Here is a 19,380-nt window from a genome sequence, read left to right as displayed (position 1 = left end):
TTAGCCTCGAACCATCATCTTGTGAACAGGGTCCCACACAAGCTTTCTGTAGCTGCGTATACCTTCCTGAACTGCTTTGCCGTTGGTATCGATAACCTGTTTGTTTAAGCCTCTGTGAGTACCAAGCAAAAAGGGAGCGACTCCCATACCCCAAGTTGCCGCACCCAGCAAACCCTGCCCTACGCTATGGACACCATAGGCTCCCAGACCCGCTGCCAAAGTGTTATACAAACTGGCCATACGGTCTGGATTATTGGCTTTAAATGCAAGGACAGGGCCACTAACAGCGTTGCCACTCAATATAAATTGCTGTGCGCTGACAGTATTGATCAGGGGCGGCTTCTGAGCTAATTGCATTCCTGTTCTTGCTCGCCACTTATCTACCAGCTCCAGATTATGGGTCGGGTTAGCATAAAACACGGTAAAGCGATCAAGTCGTACCTTCATATCACGATTGACGATGCGCAATGCCTCCTTAAGAAGTGCGTGCCCCGACTCATGTACTGTCAAATTTACATCCATATTTTTTTGCCCGTTTGTAGACAGAACAGCTGCCAATTTTTGTGCAGCTTGAGTACCGCTAATGCCTGTGCTATCACGCAAGGCTCGCCAATCACCTCTCGCAACCCCCTGGGAGGGATTAAAGAAAAGAGAATAGGTATCTTTTAATGTCGATTCCCCATGTCCGTATTGGATGAAGGCTGGCATATAACGAGCAGCGTCAGCAATATCTTCGCAGTGGCCATTGATAGCTAAATGTTTGGTCCTAAGCTGGTCAATTTGTATAACAGCATCATCCTTTAAATCCAGCATCCATTTTTTATTCGTATCGGCATTCTTGCGCACACGATACAAACCAGCCGGAATATTCTTAGCGCCCTTAGTAAATTTATAATCCAGTTGAATCTTAATGTCAGTGATATATACCCGACCATGCCACACGCAATAGATGATCTGCCCTCCCTCAATCGGCAACATTCGGGATAGCACAGTGTAACGGCTGAACATACTGTTAAAGATGCCAGCTCCTTTCAGACTGGCTAGTTGTTTATATATATACAGATGGTTATAACTTACATTTCTGCTATTAAATATTTCTTGGAAACGCTCTTGCCGATTCTTGCTTACAAATATTTGTTTACCACTTGATCGATTTAGTGGGTCGGTAACTTCGACAAAATTATTCGTGAAGTATTTGTCAATTGACTGCCCCATATCAGAAATCGTCGGATGCATAATTGATATCCTTTCCTGGATTTAATTTTTGGAAAAATAAACTCTATGGCCTGTCTCTATATCCACAGCAAATATAGAAGCAGTATCTGGATCACCAACAAAAATATAGGAGTCAAAATCTTTAACTGCCATTCCGTAAATCCGACTCATAGGATTGTTTTCATCAATTTCTGATGAACTAATGACGGATCGTGAAGCATCGCTTAATCGAACAGCGAATATTTTCCCAGTAACATCCTCAACAACAATTGCTCGTTGTCGTTTTTCATCAACGATTATTCGACGAAGATATCCAGTAGCAGCTGGCGAAAATTCATCTCCACTACCTGCGCCCATACCAGAGAATATGCTTCTATCACCGTTAACACGATCGACAGCGTATACAACTTGATTGGTTGGACTGGCAAGTAGATAACGACCATATGTACGGTCCAAAGCTATTCCGCGAATAATCTCAAGCCCAACCCCAAGATTTGTATCATTGTTGTCAGAAAGGACAGTCGGTATAGAAAGATCTAATTGAACCGCTAAAACGTTGCGATTATTTGTGTTGGGAACAATAAGCTTTTCTCCATCAATGTCATCCAATAAAAATGTAAAGGGGGAGCCTAAATAACTTTCATCCCAGTTATCTTCTACAACGTCTGAGCTTGCGAGATCCAAAGCCACAATGCTAGCTTGATCCATGATGAATAATTTATCGTTATCTTCATTTATTAAAAGATCTTGTATCGCACCGAGCATTTGAGTTAAGTCAAGAAATAAGCTACGTTCTCCTGTTTGTACGTCAATACTGGATATTATTGAAATGCTTTCATCTCCAGTAACTAATAATCGATCATTACTTTCGTCATATACCATTGCTGTTGGAGCAAGCAATGGAGGTTCAGAATCAGGAAAACCATTTAGCGTGGAATCGCGGTGAACCTTTACTTGTGCCACACCTTCCCCCTCAAAGGAATCATTACCTTCGCCATCAATTGCCGACACAACCAACGTGTTTTCGCCTTCAACCAACCCCACAGTTACATCCCATGAAACTGTGCCATCCTCGTTTTGTATAATTGCTAGTGTCTGCTCAATACCATTAACACTTATAGTCGCACTCACGACGCTACTGTAATCATCCTGAACCTTTCCCCTTACTCTGAGAGTATCGCCTTCGGTCATAGAAACCGGTGGCGGAAACATAAATTCAGCAACTGGAGCTGTGGTATCCGCTAACGTTGTAATCTCAAAACTGCCTTCTACACCGCCGATATTCAAAACCGCTGTCTGCTGTGTATTCAGATTGCTAGAAGCGGTTGCACGCAATACAACCGTCTGTCCTTCGGTCACAGTAGATGCAACAGCAGTGAAGTCACCACCATCAATGGCGTATTCGCCACCAGCAATACTGATTGATACGGCTACATCAATATCGCTAACGGTAATTACATTTGAAGTGAGTATTGCGCCTAGTTGTGCGTTAGTAATTGGCAGTAGCTCTGAACTGAAATCAGCTGGTGTGGTATCAGGAGCCGTTGTTACAGAAAAATGTGCGGAGAGTTCACCGACCGTTAGTACTGCTTGTGTTTCGGTGTTGGTATCAATCGAACTAGTCAACCTGACGGAAACTGTTTGGTCATTGGTCACCGTGCCATTGGCACTGGTGTAGGCTCCATCGGCAATACTATATTCGCCGCCGGTAATACTGATTGCAGCTGCCGTATTAACACCGCTTATCGTGATGGCCTCCGAGGTTGTCTGTGTTTCTACAGCAACGCCAGTGACAGCGGGAAAAGAGAAGGTATCCGGTGTTGTATCGTCCGGACGCGTAGTCACTATGAAGGTTGAGCTGACGCCGCCAATTGTTAAGGTAGCTTCGCTGGTTTGATTGCCGTTTTCTGCAGTAGTCAACCTGACTGTGACAGATTGCCCATCAGTAACCGTGCTATTTGAAGTGGAGTAATCGCCAGAGGCAACTTTATATTCGCCGCCGGTGATGCTAATTGTTGCGGCCGCGTTGATACCGTCAACGGTAATGCTGTTCGACTCTACGACTGCATCTACATCGGCATTAGTTACAGCAGTGAATGTGAAGCTGTCAGGTGTGGTATCACTTACTGATGGCGGGGTGCCATCGTCATTACCGCCCCCGCCTCCGCCACAGGCGGTCAACACCGCGATCAGTCCCATTATGATTATGTTAGTTTTCCAGTACTGCGGTGCTTGCACTATCGCCATGACGATGGTTACTCCTTTTTTAACGGCTTTCTTGAGAGCTTGGGGCAGGCGCCGAATTCATCATATCCCAAGCGAGGCAAAGTATGACAGGGGTCACATTGTGCAAATGTGACGGCGTTAAAAGTTGCTCTTTAAGTTATAAACAGAATGCCCGATTTCAGGAGGCTGCCACCGGCAAAAAAGCCAGGTTCCTGACATTGAGTCGGTGAGTGGTGGCAGGTCGGTACTGTAACCTTTAGTGCCACGGCTGACTGTAGGAAATTGACTACAGTGTGCGTAAGTCATGTGCTCCCATATCACCATTAAACTCCCTTTTTCCAATGGTCTATGAGGGTAAAAACTCGATGGGGTAAGTCACCGTTACCGGGTCTACATCATGGGCTTCGAATTTAAACATCTTGATGCGGCTGATAAGTCTGGCTTCCAATGCCGGATTGTTCAGCTCACTGGATACAATCTTGACGTTGGTGACTTCTCCATTCGGTGCAATAGTAATCTGGAGAACAATCTTGCCTTGCAGGCCGGGGGTTTTACGGCGCTCGCGCTCGTAAAGTGAATAGAGGCTACCTTTATTTCTGTCGAAGACAATGGTGACATCTTCTTCCGAGCGACCATTTCCAGAGCGGGTATTAGCCGTTTTTCCTGCTGTATTTGTAACCTCGCCATCGTCCTCTGCAAACAAACCGCTTCTGACGTTAGCGATTTCCCTAGCCGATAATTGGGTTCCACCCACTTGACCTGTGTAGCGTCCGGAGTCCACTCCGCCCCCACCGGCAGCAACACCAGCGGTAATGACATTGGCATCGTGACCGGCGATAGCATCGGCTCCTGATGAGTCTTCGGATAGGTTTCCGGCAACTTGCGCGCTGGCTTCCGTAGTATCCATCAAATCATTTAATTCGCTAGACAAGGCCAGCAAGCCACTCTGCTCCGCTACTTCGCGAGCTTGCTTTTCAGTTTCTGTCAGCGGCTTGCGTTCTACTTCACTGGGACGTTGCCTCTCCACCGTTGGCTTGGGCTCAACTTTGGGCAGAGGCTTGGGTTCCGGTTTTGGTTGCGGGGGTTGGACTGGAACAGGTGGTTTTTCTCGCTGAGCAATAAATTTGGCAATACGGTCGGGAACCTCCACACGAGCGCGACGTTCTTTCTCCGGCACGGGCACAAATGACAGGCCAAACGCCAGAGCAACAATCACCACCGTCACTGCCGCAGCAAGACGATTAAAGCCTTGGGTGTTTTTGTCTGCGGGCTGCCAATCCAGCGCTAATCGCTTGTAGGTAATTACTGCTGCCATCCCGAGTCCATCTTTTTGCTGTTCACTGAAACAAACCTTTACGTCTATGCCTTGGGTTTGGCTTTTTGCACAGCGGCAAACGCAATGCGTGTGTAGTTGGCTTGTTGGCACGTAGTCAATATTTTTCGAACCAGATCATATGAGATATTTTCGTCACCCATAATGGTGACTCGACGACCTTGGCCTTCGCCAGCTGGGTTTGAATTTGAACCTGCCGCCAAGAAATCCAATTCTTCTTTCAATCCCGGTATGACTTCATTCGACCCAGCCAAAACCTCCGCCACCTTGGCAACGCTGATGCCTTTTACCAACACATCTTCCTGGGTCACCGCTATCACCAGTGTTTCGTCAGGAACCGTTTGTGAACTTGATGTCGGCAGACGTAAATCTTTGCTGCTGGGTAATTGTTGCGTGTTTGAAGAACTGACTAACAGAAAGAATACCAGGATGGTAAAGATATCCATCAGAGATACCAGATTGAGCGCTGGCGTCTTGGCTTTTTGATGGTGACGTTCCATACGCCGGGCGCGACGTGACATCTTCATGGTTGCGCCTCCGTTGCTGAAGGTTGCTCAGATTCCACGATAGTTAATGCGGGGGCATCGCCAATGGAAATTTCCGGGAACAACTCAACCGTTTCGAGGCTGGCCAACTGCACGACATCAGCACTGCGAACATGATCCATCACTTCTATCATGGTTTTATAGCTGACACCTGGCTCCAACAACAATGTAATATTTTGCTCTTCAGGGAAGCGCGATTTAATTTCGATTAGCACTTGCGAAAATGTTTTCCAGTCTTCGGCGGCCGGGTTACGCTCAATACGACGAATCAGCCCTAAATTAGCATCCTGAATATCAAAACTGGATTCTCGTACAACCAATTGCAGCGCTAACTTAAGCTCTTCCTGGGCATTTTCCTGCGCTTCATCCAGCGCGGGCAAATTGAGTTCCAGCACTGTCATGCGCGAAAACACGGCAGTGATCAATAGAAATGGAACGAGAATAACCATCAGGTTCATGAAGGCGGTGATATTTAGCTCCACTGCCTCCTGAAGATGTTTTCGCCGGGGAAACTTCATGGGTTACTCGTCTACCATCAGGTTTGAGCACTTAACCGCAGCCATCTCGATGGTATCAATCAATTTACTGGTACGCGTTGCCAGGTAGGAGTGTAATAACAGCAAGGGAATCGCCACGATCAATCCGAACGCTGTGGTGTTCATGGCCACAGAAATACTGGCCGATAACAAGTCTGCTTTCTCGGCCGGGTCAGCCGCCGCCACAGCGGTAAATGCCTGAATCAGACCAATAATCGTGCCCAGCAATCCTAACAGCGTCGCGACATTGGCCAAGGTTGCCAGGTAATGTGTCCGCTCTTCCAATTCAGGCATGACTTCCATTACGCCTTCTTCCATCGCAGATTCAATCTGCTCACGTTTTACGTTGGGCTTGAAGCGCGCGAAGCCATAACTTAACACGCGCGCAAGTGGATTTTTGGAGTCAGCAACAGATTGTTGCGCCCTGCCGAAATCATTCGCTTTCAACATAGGGTTAATCTGTTTCCAGATCTTTGTCGTGGTCTTTGCTGTACGCGACAGATACAACAACCGATCCAGCGCTATTGCCAGCCCCAATGCCATCACGACCAGAATCGGGTACATGAAAGCCCCGCCGGATTGGAAAAACGTTACCAGTTCCATATTTTTACCTTTATTTCTCGCTGCACTACTGATTGTTTAGATATTGAATCTCGCACACACAATCCTAATCAAAACACTTGATCATCCGCTTGATTACCGTTTGGCTCGGTATTCTTTGTGCCGTTAAATTCTTCATCCATTTGATCAAGAATTCGTTTGCGCTGGGCGCGGTATTCTCCCATAGAAATATTGCGTTTGTAATATTCCTGAAACAGATTCTTGATGACCGCTGCATATTTTGTTTCCAGCATAGGGAATTTCCGCCTGCTAATGGGATATAAGGTGATTATCCATCTATTTCTCTCAATATCCTGAATCCGGTGATTGCATCTGCGCGGCCATCATGAAGAACGCTGCTATTAAAATCACACTCTTCCATGGCCGTTTCAAAAGAACCGCCAACCGCAAGATAAGCACCGCGATCATTCACCCATTCACGCGCATTGCCGAGGTAATTTACCACACCCCAGGTATTCTGTTGCCCGATCGTTGCTTTGATCAAAGCGTTACCTTTTTGAATACCACGAGAATTAAGCTTACAGTTTCGATTAGGATCAGCACGGCCGCTGCCAGCTTTGGCTGCATATTGCCACTCTGCCAGCGTCGGTAAACGATAACGTCGCCCTGACTTATCGCTCAACCACTTGATGTAAGCATTGACATTGGCCAGCGATAAATTAGTCGCCGGCAGGTTATCATCCGTGCTGGTAATCGTCGGGCAATTTTTAGTTGCCTGGCAGAATTCATTGAATTCATCGACCATTATTTCGTATTTACCGAGAGCAAAAGTTTTAATACTCCCTTTACCGGGAATAACAACCATTGCGGGTGCATGACTGACGCCAGCCATCCGATCGCGGCAACTGGTTCCCATGCCGCGCGCACCCAAACCCGCCAGCGAGGCGCTACAGGGGTCTTTGGGAATTATTTTGATTCCTGCAATCGTAGCGTTCCCCCTGAATAATCGCATTGCTTGTATCTTTGCTGCTTCGCCACGTTCAGGAAATGATGAACCAATACGCTCAATACATTGTGCAAGAGCCCGGGTGATACGCGGCTCCTCCCGACCATACCGGCCAGAGTCAAGCGATCGCAATTTGGTGATCGCAATATCAAAATCTTTCATGTCAATATTGCTGCGACACGCTAACTGTTTGTTGACATTCTCAAGTGCCACATCGAAGGCTGTCTTTCGCTCGGAGATAGCTTCCGCTTGTTTAGCTGCGCGTTGCTGCTCCTGTGCCAATAACGCCTGTTGTTTTTCCCGTTCCGCTTCAAGGCGTTTTTTATCTTCCAAGGCTTTGGCAATCCTCTGTTCGAGGACGGTGAGCGCCTGTTTATCATGGGTATAACGAGCTGCGTTAACGGTCCATAGCTGCGCGTTCTCAAGCGTACCATCCGTTAATGCTTGGTCAATATTTTTCAGGTATAGCTGATAGATGTTAGCTTCCTGTTCGGCTAGCCACGTATCGTCTTTCCCAAGTAATTTGCGCAGCTCCTGTATTTCCTCCCACAACTGTTTCTCCCACGCAGGGGTGAAAGATGCAGCGGCATAAAGATCGGCGATGGATTGCATCTTCATTTCAAGACGCAGCTGCTGTTCTATTTGATTGCGCACCTGGTCTTCCGATAAGCCTTCCTCTTCGACTGGCTTGAATTGATAATAGGCAGCGCCAGCAATCGCCAGCAGTACCAATATGGCAAAGATAATTTTACCGATATGCCCCGTTTTCCGCGTAAATTCTTCCCAAAATGCCTCAACGGATTCGGTGCGGTTTTCGCGATCAAAAGCCAGGGCTCGTTCAATGGCTCGCCATTGATGCTTGGTAAGGCCCGGAATACGTTTTGGTTTGAGCTTTTGGCGTTTTGCTTCGTCAGCATGAACGCGATTGTAAGGATGTTCTCCGGTAAATAACTCATAGGCAATGCAGCCCAACGCATAAATGTCGTCGCGCACATCCGGCGTTTTGCCCTCTAGCATTTCCAGGCTGGCGTAGGCCGGTGTCAATGCCCCCAAGTTTCCCGCATCAAAGACTGTGCGATCGTCATGGCTGTCTTCACGGTGTTCAGCTTTGGCGACCGCACGGGCAATACCAAAATCAAAAACCTTGGGCGTACCCTTGGTGTTAACAAAGATGTTGCCGGGCTTAAAGTCAGAGTGAATGATGTTCTGGCCATGAGCATAAATAAGTGCCGAGCAAATGCCATTCAGAATTTTCAGCACTTCTTCTGTCGGTAAACCAATGGAGCGGTACTGGCTAATCAGTTTGTCCAGCGGTTTGCCGTCCAGGTATTCCATGGTCATAAAGACCGTGTCACCATCGCGATCAAAATCGTGCACATTTACGATATTGGGGTGCGCGATTCGCTGCGTTTTGCGCGATTCGCGCTGGAGTGCAATAAACGCTTCAGGGTGTGCCTTAAACTCATCACTTAAAACTTTGATTGCCACATAAGGATCGCGGTCCTGCGCTTCAACCTTCAACAAATCCTTTGCTTTATAAACCACTCCCATACCACCAGCGCCAAGCAGCTCTTCAAAAACAAAACGGTTCTTGATGATGCCGTAATCGCTGGCTGGCTCGTTGTTTTCAGCCAACATATCAGGCGCAACGCGAGTAACATCCTGATCTTTCTTTGGAGGTGTTGCAGACTGCGCTGGTCTTTTGGGTGGAATGAAACGGGTTTTATCGGGACGGTCTTCCGCTTGCGGGGTATTTTTTTTAGGGATTACACGCGTTTTATCTGCCTCGCCGCCAACCGATGGCACTGCTGATTTAATTCGGGTTTTGTCGGGCGTTTCGCTGGTCGCAGGTGATTTTTTAATCTGCGTTTTATCTCCGCCATCCTCCGCTTGAGCTTGACTTTTTTTGGGCGGAGCAAAGCGAGTTTTGTCCTCACTATCGTTAGCATTATTCGCCGGCGCTTTGATGCGCGTCTTGTCGTTATCGCCCGAATTATTCATCTTGATTTAACCACATTACCTTCATTCTATCCTTGAGTGTCATCCGCCGAGGGAATCTTTCCGGGATTACCTTGTACCACAATGACGGAGATGTTATCTGGCGCGCCGTTGGCAATAGCCTGATTGACGAGCATATCGACGCTTTGCTCGACGTCACGCACTAACATCGCCTGATAAATATCGTCTTCGCTGACGGCCGTATAAAGACCGTCACTGCATAATAAAAACGTATCGCCGACCTGAGTGGTAAACACATTGATGTCAACATACAAGGGCATTTCTACTCCTACAGCCCGGGTTATCACGTTGCGCTGCGGGTGGTTTTCAGTATCCTCACGAGAAATCAAACCCAACTCAATCATCTCTTCAAGCTGACTGTGATCGCGGGAAATTTGCACCAGGTGTTGATTGCGAAAACGATACAGGCGCGAATCACCGACCCATAAACAGACGCCGATCCGGCCCTTGATAATCAGGGCAACCAGGGTGCTGCCCATGGTGCCTTCTTCAAACATGATCTGGGCGTATTCCAACATATTTTCATTAACGTCAATCAGGCAATCCTCGACTGCATCAACATACGCACTCAGGCTTTCCTGTTCCGTCAAGGCGCTCAATGCAGTGACTATTTTGCTGCTCGCTATATCACCCACCTGATGGCCACCCATGCCATCCGCCACGGCCCAAAGACCGATCTCAGGTTTTTCGAAGATGGCATCCTCATTGACTTCACGCACAACACCCACATCAGTGCGGGCGCAGCTTTTCCATACAATGGGACGTCTGAAAGTTGTATCTGTCATTCACTATTTCCGCTGAGAATGGCACACGTGCGCTATTGCTGCACGGGTTTAAGTCGGTAGGGTTCGTGCCAACCCCGAAAGTCCCACTGGCCATCCATCATAGCGGCAATGCCACGCATCTGAGGAAGCCCCCGAGAGTAAAACAGGCAAGGTTCGAGTTGTTGGGAGCCTTGGGTAGACCATACGCTATAACTCGATAAGCTTTCGCGCAAGGATGCGTCGAGCAGCCAGGAATACATGGAATGCGGTGACTGTTCCTCGAAATCCATCTTGATGATGGAACCTGATTTATTGGTTGATGATGCAGCGGGTGTATAAATACAGGTTTGATCGAGGCGGTGACGATTGATTTCTTCCACCAGGTCGTCAATTTGCAATTGGCCTTCGAGTGCTTGCAAGGCAGCATCTTCGACAGATTCAAACCAGCGATTTTGATTGATCAATTCCAACGGATTCAGGCCGGATGGTAATCGCGTTGCAATCGAAAAGGGAAAATAGCGCCCTACCCGATCAACACTAGGCAGCATAATGCCGGCCCAGACATATTGATCAATCACACCTTCTGAAAAGGCAAATCGCCAAATTGGGCTCGTCAGATAGATCTCCAGCCAGGATTCACCAATCTGTTCCTGGGAACTGCCTACATAACCCTGGAGCCAGGCATCCCAGGTGTTAATAAAGTTGCTGGGCAAATCACGGTAGATAAAGTCTCCGTGAGCAGGCAACTTGCCAAACAGGCCGATGGGTTTCATCTGGTTCACTTAAATGGACTCCGGGCATCTGAACGCACCCAACAAATCATTCTTGAACGGATTATGAATGCTCGTTGCCTTACCTTCATAAACAATCTTGCGTGGAGTGGCACCGCCGCTACTGCTCGTACTGAAGGTAATTAAATAAACGTTGGATTGCGTCGTTGCCTTAATGTCTGAATTGTCCATCAGGCGGAACCACGCCCAAGGCCCGGTGTAGGCGCGATCATAGATTGAACCGTTAAGATCCTCAAAGATGACACGAATACGGCGGGCATCATTGTCGCCAGACCAGACAACAGGCTTCCAGAACTTCGGCCCATGATTGTAGGTAATGCGCTGGTCACCCAGATCCAGAGTAAACAGTGCTTCATCCCGACTCATCGTATAAGGGCGCAGTTCAAGACTGATACTGGGTGTCTCGGGATTTTGACGGAAGAAAATGTTGCGAATACTTGCCGCGCGTTGCAACTGGTTAATCGCCGTCGAAGAGAATCCGATACTGTAGTTATCGACGGAGCGATTAGCCCAGTTACCACGCGTTTCAATAAACGGTTCCATGAATTCCTTAACGAACTGATCAATGGTTCCCTGAGGTTTAAAGAACGCACTGAAATCCAGCAAAGCCAACTCATCACTCGACGAACGATTCAGTGGATAGCGACCTGCCAATCCTTGGGAATAAGGACTATAAACCCGTGCACGCCATTCAGCATTTACATATTGATGCGCAGACTGCAACACAATCCGCCAGGTTTCATCCGACAATGACGTAAGCCAGCGCTGCACTGGTTCAGGTGTTGATTTTGCGTAAGCCCGTAACGCGGTGATGGGGTTCGCCGCACCACTCTGGAAACGTGCCTTGGCAACTTCAAAGGACTTCTGATTTGGGTCCGGAGCCAGTGTAATTTCCTGAACAAACTCTTTGAGCTGTTCAAGGCGTTGCATCGTGGCATTGATAGGTGCTGGACCGCGAGATGATTCCTGCAAGAGTAGGTTCAATTCATGGAAACGTTTATCAACTATCGTTCCTTCTACCTTGCTGGCCAGATAATCCACAGCGCGATCAGTTCTGGTGCCCTCAGCTGTTTTATCAGCCAGATTATCCAGCAACGGCGGTGTCAATTGCGTATTGGTCTTACCTACCTGCAATACAGAGAGCAAGGGCGAGTAAACAGGATCAACCATGCTGGTTAATACATCATTAACTTCACGCAGGCTGGAGAAATTAGCTACGTGCAGGCTGTCGTAAACATTGGTCCAGATTTTGGTGTAATCCGCGAGGTAATGTTCTTTCACCTGCTCGCTGATTTCATCCAGATCCTGATTGACAAAATCAACGTTTTTGTCATCGTCATCAGCAAGAATCCAGCGCTCGTTAATTACGTCTGACACAACAGGAGAGTCGACAGAGAAATCGACGTTTTTATATCCCTGAATGGTGTACAACGCAGGGATAGACAATGCAGATTGCGCGCGCTCATCCATCTTGAAAGCTGTGCGTACTGACTCACCGTAGAAATTCAGCATATCAACACGTTGATTGTATTCAGAGTGCGATTTGATTCGACTGTAAACTCGCTGTGATACGGGGACGCGCAGCAAGGATGCGCGTGTCTGCGCAACCAGTTGTTCATTTAAATTTGACGGTTGTAAATCCTGTTCAAGCAAGGCGTTCAGGTGAGCCTTCAATTCCTGCCTGCGGGTCCCCTCACCGTGGAAAACTTTATCCCAGTAAGACTCAAACCACTCTTTGATGATTGGCTTTTCCATGTGTTCGAGTTTATTGAACATCACATAGATACGGAAGGTATTGTATAAGTCTCCCTCAGGATCTCCCTGCCTTAGCACCGTCTCCAGAGTTTCCAGCAGTTTGGGCAAAAATAATGTCTTGAGTTTGACTTCGTAACTGCGATTCGCCTCTGCATCGACGCGACCATCGTACAGCCCCATGCCGGACAACCAGGGATGATTTTCCTGGTTGTAAACAATGCTGGCTTTGGCCAGTGCATTGAGTGGTGGTAACACAGTACGAATATCACTGTTCCACCGGCTCAGGCGCTTCTCTTCTTCTTTGTATTCATCAACGTAGGTGTTTACTTCAGACATATACATCTTGTTACGCGTGACGCTGCCACTCCACACCACAATAACAATCAGCGTCAGCGCTGCCAGGCCCACATACGCAGCCCGCTGAGACCAGCGGATAATACGCTCATAGCGTGTATTAACACCGACCAGTTCCGCCTCAGGAAAAATAACTTCACGGAACAGGCGTGAAATAAAGAAGCTTTTACCACGCTGTGTTGGTAGTTGCGCTACGTCGCGCGCAAAACCAAAATTGGCGGCGACAGATGTCATGAGACGATCAATCGGTGTGCCGTCCTGGGTGCCGCTGGAGAAATAGACACCGCGCAAATAGGGCTGGAATTGGTAGCGGTTTTGAACGAACGTTTGTTTAACAAAGGATTCGACGATGGTATTCAGGTTTTCCATTTGTTGTGGAAAACCCTCAATGGCCGCACAACGTTTTACATCGCGCTCCTGATGCATCCGCCACAACACACGATCATATAAACGGCTGGAAAGTTTGCCCAGTTCTTCATGAAGAAAATCAAAATCAGGGCTCTGTGCCACTTTAGGCGCATTGGGCAGCGAAACGCCCCAGACTTGATCGCGTTCTTCTTTACCCAGATCCTCAAAAAATTCGCTAAAACCGGATACCAGGTCTGATTTGGTAAACAGCAGATAAATAGGGAAACGTATCTCCAGTTTATCCATCAGCTCGTCAAGACGCATACGAATTGTCTTGGCATGCATGATGCGTTCTTCTTCCGTTTGAATGAGCAGATCATGCAAACTGATTGCCACGATAGCACCGTTGATGGGACGGCGACGGCGATTGCGTTTGAGCAGATTCAGGAAGCCTTCCCAGGCAGAGCTGTCAACGACACGGTGGCTGTCCTGCGTGGTGTAGCGCCCGGCGGTATCGATCAATACGGCTTCATTGGTAAACCACCAATCACAGTTACGCGTTCCACCAACACCCTGCAACGAACCTTTACCGAATTGTTCAGCCAAGGGAAAATCCAGTCCGGAGTTAACCAGCGCGGTGGTTTTACCGGAACCCGGTGGGCCAACGATGATGTACCAGGGCAACTCATACAGCGCTTTATTTTTACCCTTACCTTTAAACTTCAGCTTTTTAAGCGTTGCAAGGGCCTGCGTAAAGCGCTGGTTGATCTGATGAATTTCTTCGGTGGCTTGTTCTGAAACAATATTGGCCTGAGAGTCCGTATTATTCTGCTGCAGATCCTCAACCAGCGACTGATTGCTTTTATTATTTTGCAACTGGATGCGCAGATTATTTAACCCCCACAACACAATGATCACCATAATGGTGACCAGGCGTGCAATCACGCTGCCGAGTGGAGCGGTATTGGCTTCACCAAATTTAATATATGGACCGGCAAACCATATCAACAACGATATCAGCAACAAGCCGAACAGCGATATAACAATGGGATTGGTAAAAAAACGTCCAATTTTTTTCATAGAAACCTGATCTCTTTTATACTCCGTGGCGGCCCCAACCTGTAGCCACGCCTTGACATGGCGGGCAAATTACGGTGTTTGGTTTTCTGTCGAAATATTGATTAGCTCTTCGGTTACCGGTGTTGCTGAAACATACAACCAATAACGGAAACCCGAATAACCGAAGAACAGGATCACCAGTACCAGCGCAACAACAACCCACATAGGAATATATTCAGTCAAAGGGTTACGCATGTTCCCCAGTCCCATCCAGCGGGGCGAAAGTGCCCGCTCGTATTCACCGCGATGGCGTCGGATAATAGCAAACAGCTCTTCACGAATCTGGTCCAGTGCATCTCGCCCGCGGCTCATCAGTCGGTATTTGCCTTCAAAACCCAAGCTCAGGCAGATATAAAACAGCTCAAGAATATCGAGATTGTCTGCCGGCGTTTGACGCATGCGATCAAGAATCAAAAATGATTTCTCACCACCGGACGTTTCTCCATGAAATACACTCAGAAGCGTTCTCTGGCCCCAAGCACTCTCGCTGCCCCATGGTGTATTCAGGACCGCTTCATCAAGTACGGAGCACATCAAGTACCGTGCAGAGAGAATCACTTCCTGGCGCACACCCTGATCACGAATACGCGCCTCAAAGGCTTTAATTTCATTCACCAAACGTTGGTGCAACCCGCCAACGTCAGGATGGCTTAAAGACTGTCGGGTTTTTTCGAAGACAGCGATTAATGTAGAGGCCGCATTAACCAGCGGATTTAATCCTTGGTCGGTGCGAAAATAAGCGGCCCCGGCATCCATGGCTGGTGCGCGTGTTGGACTCGGGCCGACAGAAGCTCGCCCGGGCTGAGGAATATTCGATGCTGGCGGGACACTGGTTTGCGAACCAGCCCGACCTCCGGGTGTAGGACGCATGACCGTGCGGTCGCCCCCCGGCACAGGTTGTTTGAAAACGGTTTTATCAGAATCGTCCGGAGACATTGCACGCTCCCTTTGTCAGGTTCGCTTACTATCAGATTCGCTTATCTATCAGGTTCGCTACGTAAAAAATTATTGCCGTATAGCCCAAAATTCCATCTCAATACCGGGAAAGTCGCCACCCAAATGCAATGCAAACCCACCGGACTGTTGCAGCTCTTTCCAAAACTCACTGTGACGATCAAGTTCAAAATAGGTATAGCCGGAACGGAAAGGAATTTGTCGCGGGGCCACGGGCAAAGGCTTGATCACAATACCAGGCATGGCGGCATTCACCAGTTGTCTGATGCGTTCAACCGGACCAATCTTGATTTGCGCCGGTAGGCGGGAGCGTATGACATCATCCTTAACATCGGCGCGTACAGCCAACACAAACATGGCTGAAGACAGCAATGATCTGTCGGCAATCTCCGACACGCGAATGCCATATTTTTTCTCTACCAGGTTCAATGCAATAGCAGTTTGCTCGTACACCATGGACAGACATTCGCGTAGCGCACTCATCACCGGGGTAAAGGTTTGCTGCAAATTGTCATGGAGGTAAACAGGAAAGCTGGCCGGTCGTTTGGTTTTGGTAACGAAAGTCGATAGTTCGCCGGCCATTTGCATAAACTCGGAATACAAGGCTAGCGGATGCAAACCTTTGATATTGGCCAGATGATTAACAAAAGGTTCAAGACGATTGACCAACTGCAACAACATATAATCCGCTATTTCCGCTGTACCGCCGCGCCGTGCATCAGCCAAACGCCCAGCAATAGATTCACCACGATGATGTAACAACCCCGCCAGTTCAGGAATAAAACCGGACAACCGCGGCACAGCTTTGCAATCCAGGCAGGTAGCGAAGTATTGCTCGTCCAACAAGATATCCTTGTCATCCCGTGCTTCTGCAACACGAATCAGACCAATACAGGCATAGCCACTTAAATCATCGGTCTCCAATAACAGGCGTAAACGTAATTTGGCAATATCCAGCGTTTGACTATCACCACCCTCCACGGTCACATCACGCACCTGGAGTTCGTTTGAATAATAGCGGGCAAGACCTTGGGAATTATCTTTGGGGAGCACATCAACGGCTCCCGGGCGGCGCACAGGAACAGCCAGGTAAACCACACAGTTATGGATACCGGGGGGCACCTCCAATACCGGTGGTGCATCGTCCGTCTCAGGAAAATTAAAAGGTGTGCCATCAGGAAAAATGCCGCTGGCATGCAACAAGGAGATTTTTCCGAGCTTCAATAGCTGCTGGTCAACCTCAAACTCATGAACGCCCCACCCGTATGCACCGTAAGCTGAACACTTGCTGTCGACATAGCGCTCAATATACCGATCCTGCTGCTGGAAATGCTGAGGATTCAGGAACATTCCTTCAGACCAAACCACTCTGCTGTCTAATGACATAGTAATCTCGCTGCAATGAAACCCGTTTACATTAACGAGTTGAATTATTTTTCTACAATGGAAATATCAGTCCCTGAGATTTTCACAGTAACCGCATTCCGGATGATATTGTTTGCAGTGACCGGGAAAACAACTTTGTAGTTTGAACCCCGGTACTGAGAGAATTCGGCGTAAAGTGCAATCTGGCTTACGCCACTTTCAAGCACAAACCGCTCGGTCCGGGCCTCACCAGGTGCAATTGGTTTTAGTACCTGCTTGCTGACGATATCGCCCTTTAACAGCTCTTCATCACGCTCGTAGAGATCAATAAAATCTGCTTTGTTAAATGACGTAGCAGATTTGAGTTGATAAAGGCGCACAAACACCGGTGATGGGCGTTTGTTATCGTCAGGATTAATGTTGCTATCAACTTCAAATGTCAGTTTCAGGTCGGTATCCAGATTCAACACGCCACCAACACGGCTCTTGGATGAGCTACAGGCTGATAGAACCAGCAAGCCCAATGCCACAATCAGGAGTCCTCGCAACACACGTAAACACGACATAACAATCTCTCCATAATGTAGATAAACAGGTTAATTATTTTTTCTTGCGCGCAGCAGCAAGTTTTCGCAACTGATCCTCATAGGCATTCACAAAATCACTGCCAAACAAATGCTGAAAAGAGGATTCCATGTTGTCGACAAAACCGGCGTAATACTCGGCATAACTGGACCAGTACTTGGCTTTCTGCATCCCGGGAATAACCCCACCCTTGCCCTGCTTATTAAAATTCTTTTCCAGGTTTTCCGGGTTGAATCGCTCCATCATGCGCTCAAAGCCATATCGAATGCCCGCAATCATCGCTATCTGATGTTCCGCGATCTCCTGAAAACCTTCGCGAAAGGCTTCTACCGGCTTTTTATAAGCGTTGGTCTTTTTGATAAACATATTCTCAAGCGCATCATCGACACCAACAGAGAATTTCAATGGGTTGTTTTCCACCGGCTGGATCGTCGTGACATTCATACGAAATTCATTCTTGATACTGGTACGCGAGCGCAGCACCTGCATCATGCCATCTACAATTTCACGCATAAGCTCACCCGCCATGTCACTGATTTCGTTGACCTGGTCGTCACTGAGGCGGCTGACATCGAGCCCCATAGCCGTAACCAGACGCCGATCGATTGATGCGGGGTTAACGGGTGCCTGGGGTTTAGACTCCGCAACAGGCTTTACCGGCTTTGGCGGTGGAGCAACTGGCTCAGGCGCCGGTGTCTGTTCCGGCGGCAGGGCGACTTCACGCACGGGTGGAACCGGTCTTTGAGGCCGAGGTTGCGGAGTAACAGGCACAGGCTCAAGGTTAACTTCACGCGCCGGTGGTGCTGGCGGAGGGGATGCAAACGGCGAGTCTGACAAAGGCCCACTCCCCAAAAGGTCGTCCTCCCAATCTTCAGGGATCATGTTTTCCTGATTGGAGTCGGGCCAACTGATTGATTGATCAAGCCCAGGCGAATAATCCAACTGACTACCGCCGGAACGGTGTTGATTATCCGTCGAAAATGAATCCTGACTACTGCCGAAAAGAGACTGATCATTATCCAGCGGGTCGGGTCGCAGAGAACCGCCATGCAATTTATCCAGAGCCGCAAGCGGGTCAGTCTCAAGACCGGGTTCGAGAGAAAAATCATCAGGTATCGCACCTGAGCTGGCAAAGGGATCAGCGAAGGATTGGCCGGTCGGCAAGGGAGAGCCAAATATATCGTCGATACTGGAAGGCGTTTGCGCCACCGCAAAAGGTGGCTCCTGGGCAAAGGGTTGTGTCGCTATGACACTCACCGAAAACCGGTAATCACCGATTTCAAAATAATCGCCGTCACTTAAAGGTGCCTTGACACCTTTACCGAGAGGTTCCGGAGAACTGTTGAGGAAAGTCCCGTTAGTACTCAGATCGAGTATGTAATAACGGCCGGCATCACACAGGATTTCGCAATGGCAGGAGGATAAGAATTTATCCGGATCGGGCAATACCCAGCTGTTACTATCTGAGCGCCCGAGAGTACCTCCCTGCTCATTGAATGTTTGATTTGTCCTGGATACAGAAACCTTCCCCGGTGTTTTTACCAATGTAATCTGTAAAGCCATTCGACTATCATCCTGAAACGGTCCGTCTACTTTTTAAAACATATGGGTTTTCAATAGCTTGCAATGACACAACCGAAGTTGAGCGGTGCAGTATAGTACCCCTCGCAAAGCAATTCCAAATATTATCACGTCGTCAAAAGCACATACCACCGCCCCATCCACAAGCCGAACATCTGAATGGCTATGAATTTACAATGTTACTTGTTAATTTATGGCGCTGATTGTGCTAGCTTACCCGTTCGGCATCACGGCCAACAAAATAACCTGGGGGTTAAAGCAGGTTATAAACCGGGCAACGCAAACCCGAAGAGCAGCAAATACATCCGTATTTTTGCAGCAAC

The 19,380-nt window shown here is 48.2% G+C and carries 15 protein-coding genes; all 15 read right to left on the bottom strand.

Translation table 11 applies throughout. The features are described 5' to 3' along the window. Positions 1 to 1,236 (bottom strand): hypothetical protein, encoded by a 1,236-nt coding sequence (locus tag CBR65_RS03290; RefSeq protein WP_087465522.1) that lies wholly within the window; start codon positions 1,234 to 1,236, stop codon positions 1 to 3. A 21-nt stretch (positions 1,237 to 1,257) separates the two neighbouring features. Continuing rightward, positions 1,258 to 3,462 (bottom strand): hypothetical protein, encoded by a 2,205-nt coding sequence (locus tag CBR65_RS03285; protein ID WP_087465521.1) that lies wholly within the window; start codon positions 3,460 to 3,462, stop codon positions 1,258 to 1,260. A gap of 325 nt (positions 3,463 to 3,787) precedes the next feature. Then, positions 3,788 to 4,756, bottom strand: a complete 969-nt coding sequence (locus tag CBR65_RS03280; RefSeq protein WP_087465520.1) for an AgmX/PglI C-terminal domain-containing protein — start codon at positions 4,754 to 4,756, stop codon at positions 3,788 to 3,790. A 44-nt stretch (positions 4,757 to 4,800) separates the two neighbouring features. Next, positions 4,801 to 5,301: a biopolymer transporter ExbD gene (locus CBR65_RS03275; protein ID WP_087465519.1), complete on the bottom strand. Its 501-nt coding sequence runs from the start codon at positions 5,299 to 5,301 to the stop codon at positions 4,801 to 4,803. Continuing rightward, positions 5,298 to 5,837 (bottom strand): biopolymer transporter ExbD, encoded by a 540-nt coding sequence (locus CBR65_RS03270; RefSeq protein WP_087465518.1) that lies wholly within the window; start codon positions 5,835 to 5,837, stop codon positions 5,298 to 5,300. The genes CBR65_RS03275 and CBR65_RS03270 overlap by 4 nt, the downstream gene beginning before the upstream one ends. A 3-nt stretch (positions 5,838 to 5,840) precedes the next feature. After that, positions 5,841 to 6,458 (bottom strand): MotA/TolQ/ExbB proton channel family protein, encoded by a 618-nt coding sequence (locus CBR65_RS03265; protein WP_087465517.1) that lies wholly within the window; start codon positions 6,456 to 6,458, stop codon positions 5,841 to 5,843. A gap of 68 nt (positions 6,459 to 6,526) precedes the next feature. Beyond that, positions 6,527 to 6,709, bottom strand: coding sequence for a hypothetical protein (locus tag CBR65_RS03260; protein WP_087465516.1), 183 nt, complete (start codon positions 6,707 to 6,709; stop codon positions 6,527 to 6,529). A gap of 35 nt (positions 6,710 to 6,744) precedes the next feature. Beyond that, entirely contained in the window at positions 6,745 to 9,423 is a 2,679-nt protein-coding gene (locus CBR65_RS03255) for a bifunctional serine/threonine-protein kinase/formylglycine-generating enzyme family protein (RefSeq protein WP_087465515.1), read from the bottom strand. 26 nt (positions 9,424 to 9,449) lie between these two features. Continuing rightward, positions 9,450 to 10,226, bottom strand: coding sequence for a PP2C family serine/threonine-protein phosphatase (locus CBR65_RS03250; protein WP_087465514.1), 777 nt, complete (start codon positions 10,224 to 10,226; stop codon positions 9,450 to 9,452). Positions 10,227 to 10,258: 32 nt separating this feature from the next. Continuing rightward, positions 10,259 to 10,978: a type VI secretion system-associated protein TagF gene (tagF, locus tag CBR65_RS03245; RefSeq protein ID WP_087468908.1), complete on the bottom strand. Its 720-nt coding sequence runs from the start codon at positions 10,976 to 10,978 to the stop codon at positions 10,259 to 10,261. Positions 10,979 to 10,987: 9 nt separating this feature from the next. Next, on the bottom strand, positions 10,988 to 14,533 hold the full coding sequence (gene tssM / locus CBR65_RS03240) for a type VI secretion system membrane subunit TssM (protein WP_087465513.1): 3,546 nt from the start codon (positions 14,531 to 14,533) through the stop codon (positions 10,988 to 10,990). Positions 14,534 to 14,602: 69 nt separating this feature from the next. Then, complete coding sequence (gene icmH, locus CBR65_RS03235; RefSeq protein ID WP_087465512.1) at positions 14,603 to 15,508, bottom strand: type IVB secretion system protein IcmH/DotU; 906 nt, start codon at positions 15,506 to 15,508, stop codon at positions 14,603 to 14,605. Positions 15,509 to 15,577: 69 nt separating this feature from the next. Beyond that, positions 15,578 to 16,912 carry a type VI secretion system baseplate subunit TssK gene (gene tssK, locus CBR65_RS03230; RefSeq protein WP_087465511.1) on the bottom strand — a complete coding sequence of 445 codons (1,335 nt, stop codon included), beginning with the start codon at positions 16,910 to 16,912 and terminating at the stop codon, positions 15,578 to 15,580. Between the two features lie 44 nt (positions 16,913 to 16,956). Beyond that, positions 16,957 to 17,457 (bottom strand): type VI secretion system lipoprotein TssJ, encoded by a 501-nt coding sequence (gene tssJ, locus CBR65_RS03225; RefSeq protein ID WP_087465510.1) that lies wholly within the window; start codon positions 17,455 to 17,457, stop codon positions 16,957 to 16,959. 34 nt (positions 17,458 to 17,491) lie between these two features. Further along, a complete protein-coding gene (gene tagH, locus CBR65_RS03220; protein ID WP_087465509.1) occupies positions 17,492 to 19,039 on the bottom strand; it encodes a type VI secretion system-associated FHA domain protein TagH in 1,548 nt (515 codons plus the stop codon). Between the last annotated feature and the right edge of the window lie 341 nt (positions 19,040 to 19,380).

It is taken from the genome of Cellvibrio sp. PSBB006, assembly GCF_002162135.1.
Classification (GTDB): domain Bacteria; phylum Pseudomonadota; class Gammaproteobacteria; order Pseudomonadales; family Cellvibrionaceae; genus Cellvibrio.
This window is presented reverse-complemented; position numbering and strand designations above follow the sequence as displayed.